Source organism: Kitasatospora sp. CM 4170 (assembly GCF_032110285.1).
Classification (GTDB): domain Bacteria; phylum Actinomycetota; class Actinomycetes; order Streptomycetales; family Streptomycetaceae; genus Kitasatospora; species Kitasatospora aburaviensis.
In genome coordinates, this window is the sequence record NZ_CP134877.1 from 8,810,813 (window position 1) to 8,817,231 (window position 6,419).

Sequence of the window (6,419 nt, forward strand, 5' to 3'; positions counted from 1 at the left end):
GTGAAGCCGACGGCCGTAAACGCCGAGCCGAGAGCGGGGCTGATCGACTCGCAGTCCGTCCGCACCGCCGACACCGTCCCGGTCACCACCAGGGGCTTCGATGCGGGCAAGAAGGTCAAGGGTCGCAAGCGGTTCATCATCACCGACACCCTCGGCCTGCTCCTGGCTGTCCACCTTGTCGCGGCGAACCCGTTCGGGGAACCACCGTTCAGGTACGGGCCGTTTGTCGGTCGGAACACGATGCAGGGAGCGTCGTGCAATGGGGGTCACGGGTCGATGGTCATCGCGTTCGCTCTCACCTTGCCCGGCCTGGCATTGGCGGTGGTGCTGTTCGCGCTCGCCTCGACGGCGTTTCGGCAGCTGGCCGGTTCGAGGCTGGTCCCGACTCGGCTCCGGCGCCAGCTGAGCCGGGTCGGCGGCGCGCCTTCGGTGTCCACCGTGGCCCTGGACGTCTTCACCGGCTCAGTGAACACCGGCAAAGCCGCTGAGCTGGAGGAACGCTCTGCCGAGGCAATGCGCCGCGACGAGGAGGGCGATGCCGCACCGCCCCGCTCGACCGTCGACCTACACGCGGGCCGCGCCGTTATCGTGCTCCCGAAGCAGCCGACCGGCACCGACCGCAAGCCCGGCTGACGGAATTGATCGCCTCGACACTCGCACCTCCGGAACTCCAATGAGAGTTCTCCATTCACCCAGGTCAATGGATCGCAGGGTGTGTAGGTGACTCCTGGGGCGAGGAACTGTCGGACCGTCGAGCGAACGCCCGGCCGGCTCATGAACCATCCCCGCCTCGCCTGCGGCCACCAAGCACGCCCCCGGCCGCCCGAAGCCGCGACGGCAGGCCGCGGCCGGCCTGCTGCGCCGATCGAGTGGAGTCCCGTCCGGGTGTTCCTCCCCGCGGCCGTGCGCCGCGGCACGGCGCATAGCCTGAGCGCGATCCCCGAACTCCCGAGCGCATCGCCACCCGATGGCGCAGGCCCGACGCACCGGAGAGCCCCCCCATGAAGATCCACCTCACCAGCGTCTTCGTCGACGACCAGGAGAAGGCGCTGCGCTTCTACACCGAGCTGCTGGGCTTCGTGAAGAAGCACGACGTCCCGCTGGGCGGCACGGACCGGTGGCTCACGGTGGTGTCACCGGAGGATCCCGACGGGACCGAGCTGCTGCTGGAGCCGTCCGGCCACCCGGCCGTCCAGCCGTTCAAGACGGCGCTGGTCCGGGACGGCATCCCGGCCGCCTCCTTCGCCGTGGACGACGTACCGGCGGAGTTCGACCGGCTGCGCGCGCTCGGGGTGCACTTCGCCCAGGAGCCACGGGAGATGGGCCCGGTCACCACGGCGGTCCTGGACGACACCTGCGGCAACCTGATCCAGATCCTGCACAGCAGCTAGCGAGCCGCCGGGCCCGGGGACGGACGGCTCAGAGCCCACCCCGCCGCGGCCCCTCGACGTCACCGCTGTGCTTCCTCGACTGGCTCCGCTGGCACGCACGGCGACCCGACCGCACCCCCGCCCCGGGGTTCCGTCACCACATGACACTTCGGTCGGCGGGCCTCTGTTGCGGCCCGCCGACGAGCCGTGGCCGTACTGCGACGTCCCGCACCTCGACGGGGGCTTCCTACTGGACGTGGTGCGGGCCCGCGGCAAGCGACCGCGGTCCGGATCGGCAGCGGCTACCGACAGCAGGTCTGCATCTGCCCGGTGTCGCCGGAGCACCCCCGCACCGAACTGATGCAGTAGTAGCCGGCCGGACGGCAGCCGCCACTCCTTGTCCGTGGGCGCGGACGACCGACCACATGATCGACTGTCGGACGCACATCGGAGTGGTGGGGGCCGCTTCCCGTCCGATCGAGCCGCTTTCGGGCGCGACACGGGCCGGGACGGGACAAAGACGGGGTGTATACGGAACGCTGGGGCCCGCCCGGCCCGGGGCCGCGCCGCGCGGCGGCCACGACCGACCGGAGCGCTCCCAGACCGGATGGTGACATGACCGTTCAGGACACCCCGACCGCCGGAACCACCCGGCACGACGACTTCGCCGAGCTGTACCGGCGCGTCTCGGACGCCGGCCTGCTGCGAAGGCGCCCGCTCTACTACACCTGCCGGAGCGCGGCGCTGTTCGCGGCCCTGGCACTGCTCCTGGCCCGCTTCGTCACGCTCGGCGCCAGCTGGTGGCAGCTCTGCCTCGCGCCCCTGCTCGCCCTCGTGCTCGGCCAGCTGGCGCTCCTCGGCCACGACATCGCCCACCGGGCGGTGTTCGCCGACCGCCGGACCACCGACCTGGCCGGCATCCTGCTGGGCAACCTCGTGGTCGGGATGAGCTACGGCTGGTGGGTCGCCGACCACAACCGCCACCACGCGCATCCCAACCGCGAGGGCCACGACCCGGCGGCCGACGCCGTCCTCTTCGCCAGGACCGTCGAACAGGCCCGGCGGACACGGGGGTTGAGACGACTGGTGGCCCGCTACCAGGCGGAGCTGTTCTTCCCGCTGCTCTCGCTGCAGGCGCTCGGCCTCGTCGCCGCCACCTGCCTGACCCTCACCCGCGGCACCGTCCGGCACCCGGTCCTGGAGCGCACCCTCGCCGCGCTGCACTACGCGCTGGCGGCGGCCCTGCTGACGGCGGTGCTCTCACCGCTCCAGGCGCTGGCCTTCGCGGCCCTCTGCGGGGCGGTGCTCGGCGTGTACCTCGGGTGCATCTTCGCCCCGAACCACAAGGGCATGCCGATGACCGACCCGGACGCGGAGCGCGCCGACTACCTCCGCCGCCAGGTGCTGCCCTCCCGGAACCTGAAGGCCGGCCGGTTCGTCCACTTCCTCTTCGGCGGCCTCGGCTACCAGATCGAGCACCACCTCTTCCCGGCCATGCCGGTGGCGGCGCTGCGCCCCGCCTCGCGCATCGTGCGCGCCTACTGCGCGGAGGTCGGCGTGCCGTACTGCGAGGCGGGCCTGGCCGCTTCGTTCCGGGCGATCCTGGGGGACCTGCGCGAGGTCGGCCGATCCGTCGGCGTGGGGCCGGGCCGCCCGGCTCGCCCGGCAGCGGGGGCGGCGTCAGAGGCCGCACCCGAGATCGTTCCGGTACCGGAGCCCCTGCCGGAACCGGGGGTCGCGCGGTGAGCGGCGTCCCGCACGGGCTCGCCGTTCCGTCCGCGCCGGCGACGCCCCTCGCGCCCGGGCCGGCCGCCGACGGCGACCGGCTCCGGGTCGTGATCGTCACCGAGTCCTTCGCCCCGCAGCTGAACGGCGTCGCCCACAGTGTGCTCAGGACGGCCGAGCACCTCGTGGCCCGCGGGCACACCCCGGTCGTGGTGGCACCGGCGGCGCAGACCGCACGACGGGGCCCGAACGGCGGCAGCGAGAGGGGGCGGGGCCGCGATGCGGCGTACGGCTACGAGGTGGTCCGCGTCCCGTCGGTGCCGCTGCCCGGCTACCCCGAGGTGCGGATCGCGCTCCCGGGGCGGCAGGTGGCCGACGCCATCGAGCGGCACCGCCCGCACGTGGTCCACCTGGCCGGCCCGTTCGTCCTCGGGGCGAGCGCAGCCGCGGCGGCCGGCCGGGCAGGGGTCCCCTCGGTGGCGGTCTACCAGACCGACCTGGCCGCCTACGCCGCGACCTACCTGCCGGTGGCGGGCGCGGCAGGTGCCCGGCTGGCGTGGCGGCGGCTGCGGCAGATTCACACCGCGGCCGCGCGGACGCTGGCCCCGTCCCGGGCGTCGCTGGGCGCCCTGGTGGCACACGGCGTCCCCAGGGTCCACCTGTGGCCGCGCGGCGTCGACTGCGCACGGTTCCACCCCCGCCATCGCGACGAGGCCGTCCGCCGCCGACTCGGCCGCCCCGGCGAGGTCCTGGTCGGGTACGTCGGACGCCTGGCGCCGGAGAAGCAGGTCGAGCAGCTGGCGGAGGTGTCCCGGATCCCGGGCGTGCGGCTGGTGGTGGTCGGAGACGGACCCTGCCGGGCCCGGCAGGAGGCCGCGCTGCCGGACGCGGTCTTCCTCGGCCGCCGGTCGGGGCACGAACTCGCCCAGCTCTACGCCTCGTTCGACGTGTTCGCACACGCGGGGCCGTTCGAGACCTTCGGCCAGACGATCCAGGAGGCGATGGCCAGCGGCCTGCCCGTCGTCGCCCCGGCGGCGGGCGGACCACTCGACCTCGTCGACCCCGGGCGCACCGGCTTCCTCGTTCCGCCCGGTGCCGGCGCGGGGTTCCGGGAGGCGGTGGAACGGCTCGCCCGGAACGAGGTGCTGCGGGCGACCCTCGGACGGGCAGGCCGTGCCGCGGTGGTGGAACGCAGCTGGGAGGCGGTGGGCGACCGGCTGGTCGGGCACTACCGGCTCGTCGTCGCGGAGACGGCCGGCGTCCTGCGGCGCTGAGCAACCGACGGCAGACGACGACCGACCGAACCCGCCTCGGAGGACGGACCACCATGCAGGAACCCCTCGCCGCCGAGTACGTGCCCGGCACCGCTCCGGCCGCCGACACCGCCGTGTTCCTGCACGGGCTGGGCGGGTGGACCCACAACTGGGCGGCGCTGATCGACCGCCTGCGCGCCACCGTGCACTGCCTCGCCCTCGACCTCCCGGGCTTCGGACGGTCGGCGCCCCCGCCCGACGGCGTCGTCAGCGTCGAGCGCCAGGCCGCGGCCGTGGCGAGCCACCTCGACGGGACGGGGCACCGTCGCGTGCACCTGGTCGGCAACTCCCTCGGCGGCTTGGTGGCCCTCCATCTCGCTTGCCGCCGACCCGAGTTGGTCTCCACGTTGACGCTCGTCTCCCCGGTCCTCCCGGCCGTCCCGCCGGCCCGGGCCCTGCGGGTGTCCCTGCTCGGCCTGCCGGGCGCCCCGCGCCTGTACAGCCGGTTGCTGTCCGCCCAGAGCCCCGACCGGCAGCTGGACGAGCTCTACCGCCTGATCTACGCGGACCCCGGCCTCGTCGGCCCGGAGCAGCGCGCGACCGAGGCACGAGAACGCGCACGCCGCGCCGAACTCCCCTACGCCCAGGGGATGCTGGCCGAAGGGGTGCGCGCCGTGGTCCGATCCCACCTGCGCCGGGGCCCGTCCTCGGCCTGGCACCAGGCGCGACAGGTCCACGCACCCACCCTGCTCGTCTACGGCCGGGACGACCGCCTCGTCTCCTTCCGCACGGCGGCCCGCGGCTACGCCGCGTTCCGTGACGCCCGCCTGCTCACCCTGCCGGGCGTCGGCCACGTCGCCATGCAGGAACGCCCCACCGCCGTGGCCGACGCCCTCCGCGCCCTGATCGCCGAATCCCGCCGCCCGTCGTCGCCCATGTATTGACGCCGAAAATCGGTTGGGCGGAGTCGGCCGGCTCTGCCACCATCACAGGATGGGTGCATTGGATGCAGTGGCTACCAGGGTCGTCGACGGGGCCACGGTCGAATTCCGTCCGAGTGGCTCGTCGATGGTGCCCTTGATACGTAGCCGGCAGCAGGTGGTCGTCGCCCCGGTCGACCCGTCGAAGCTGGAACCCGGGGACATCGTCCTGGCCCGCGTCGCCGGTACGGTGTACCTGCACCTGGTATCGGCCCTCGACCCGGCGAGGAAGCGCGTACAGATCAGCAACAACCGCGGCCGCATCAACGGCTGGACGACCCACGACCGCGTCTACGGCATCTGCACAGCCGTCGATGGCACCCCTCGAACCGCCGCCGCCACCAAGGTCCGTTCGTGACGGCCCCGGACACCGGGGCGACACACAGCCGTTGCCAGTGAAGGCTTTCGGGAATGTCTGAGCCGCGCGACAATGCCGACCGTCCCCTGAGGCTGCTCGGATTCTGGGGGCCGTCGGAGAACCGGACGCTGCCGAATCCTGTTGATCTCGTCGATCCGGTCTGGGACGAGGCGGAACGCCTGTGGGTCGCAGACTACTTGGACCACGGACAGGTCGCGGCGTCCTGGATGGGCTCATCAAGATGCAGGCTGTGCACGCGTCTCAACGGCTCCCGTGATCTCACGGACGGCTACTACCTCTGGCCCGAAGGGCTCGCCCACTACGTCCTCGACCACGGAGTCAGACTGCCGGCCGAGTTCATCGACCACATCGAGCAGAGGTCCCAAGCTCTTGAGAATCTTGAGCGGGACGCCTCGTGGTGGCAGCTGAACGCTGCCCGGACGTAGGCTCGACATCGGCAGGATCGGCGTGGCCGCTCGCGCATGTGAGCTGAGCGTCTGTCGGTCGTGGCTGGCGACGGTGCCTGGGATCGCGTGGGCGTGGTGCTCGCGTCAGTCGCGGCTCGCATGGGTGACGAACCGTCCGGCCTGGGGTTCGCCGGCTTCGTCCTGTGCTTAACAGCCCCCCTTGCGTCAGGAGGCTGCCTTCGCATGCCCAGGCGAGGCTTCGCCGGACGGTGGACGCGGAAGCCGTCCGGCTCCCACCACCGGGTCAAGGCGGTCACCGATTCCGG

The 6,419-nt window shown here is 72.9% G+C and carries 7 protein-coding genes; all 7 read left to right on the plus strand.

Features of this window, described 5'->3' with window-relative positions; genetic code table 11:
• The 7 genes from RMN57_RS37170 (at position 1) to RMN57_RS36955 (ending at position 6,132) form a co-directional block, all read left to right on the plus strand.
• Complete coding sequence (locus tag RMN57_RS37170; protein WP_380237507.1) at positions 1–633, plus strand: DUF6191 domain-containing protein; 633 nt, start codon at positions 1–3, stop codon at positions 631–633.
• A 368-nt stretch (positions 634–1,001) separates the two neighbouring features.
• Positions 1,002–1,391, plus strand: coding sequence for a VOC family protein (locus RMN57_RS36930; protein ID WP_313767670.1), 390 nt, complete (start codon positions 1,002–1,004; stop codon positions 1,389–1,391).
• A gap of 594 nt (positions 1,392–1,985) precedes the next feature.
• Positions 1,986–3,116, plus strand: coding sequence for an acyl-CoA desaturase (locus tag RMN57_RS36935; RefSeq protein ID WP_313767671.1), 1,131 nt, complete (start codon positions 1,986–1,988; stop codon positions 3,114–3,116).
• An 89-nt stretch (positions 3,117–3,205) separates the two neighbouring features.
• Positions 3,206–4,369, plus strand: a complete 1,164-nt coding sequence (locus RMN57_RS36940) for a glycosyltransferase family 1 protein (RefSeq protein ID WP_313768088.1) — start codon at positions 3,206–3,208, stop codon at positions 4,367–4,369.
• Positions 4,370–4,422: 53 nt separating this feature from the next.
• A complete protein-coding gene (locus RMN57_RS36945) occupies positions 4,423–5,292 on the plus strand; it encodes an alpha/beta hydrolase (RefSeq protein WP_313767672.1) in 870 nt (289 codons plus the stop codon).
• 124 nt (positions 5,293–5,416) lie between these two features.
• Complete coding sequence (locus RMN57_RS36950; protein WP_313768089.1) at positions 5,417–5,686, plus strand: S26 family signal peptidase; 270 nt, start codon at positions 5,417–5,419, stop codon at positions 5,684–5,686.
• Positions 5,687–5,739: 53 nt separating this feature from the next.
• Positions 5,740–6,132, plus strand: coding sequence for a hypothetical protein (locus tag RMN57_RS36955; RefSeq protein WP_313767673.1), 393 nt, complete (start codon positions 5,740–5,742; stop codon positions 6,130–6,132).
• The last annotated feature ends 287 nt before the right edge of the window (positions 6,133–6,419 follow it).

What these genes read in the sequence shown, in the direction of transcription:
- RMN57_RS36930 (WP_313767670.1), top strand. Translation starts at nt 1,002, where the DNA reads ATGAAGATCCACCTCACCAGCGTCTTCGTCGACGACCAGGAGAAGGCG.
- RMN57_RS36935 (WP_313767671.1), top strand. Translation starts at nt 1,986, where the DNA reads ATGACCGTTCAGGACACCCCGACCGCCGGAACCACCCGGCACGACGAC.
- RMN57_RS36945 (WP_313767672.1), top strand. Translation starts at nt 4,423, where the DNA reads ATGCAGGAACCCCTCGCCGCCGAGTACGTGCCCGGCACCGCTCCGGCC.
- RMN57_RS36950 (WP_313768089.1), top strand. Translation starts at nt 5,417, where the DNA reads ATGGTGCCCTTGATACGTAGCCGGCAGCAGGTGGTCGTCGCCCCGGTC.
- RMN57_RS36955 (WP_313767673.1), top strand. Translation starts at nt 5,740, where the DNA reads ATGTCTGAGCCGCGCGACAATGCCGACCGTCCCCTGAGGCTGCTCGGA.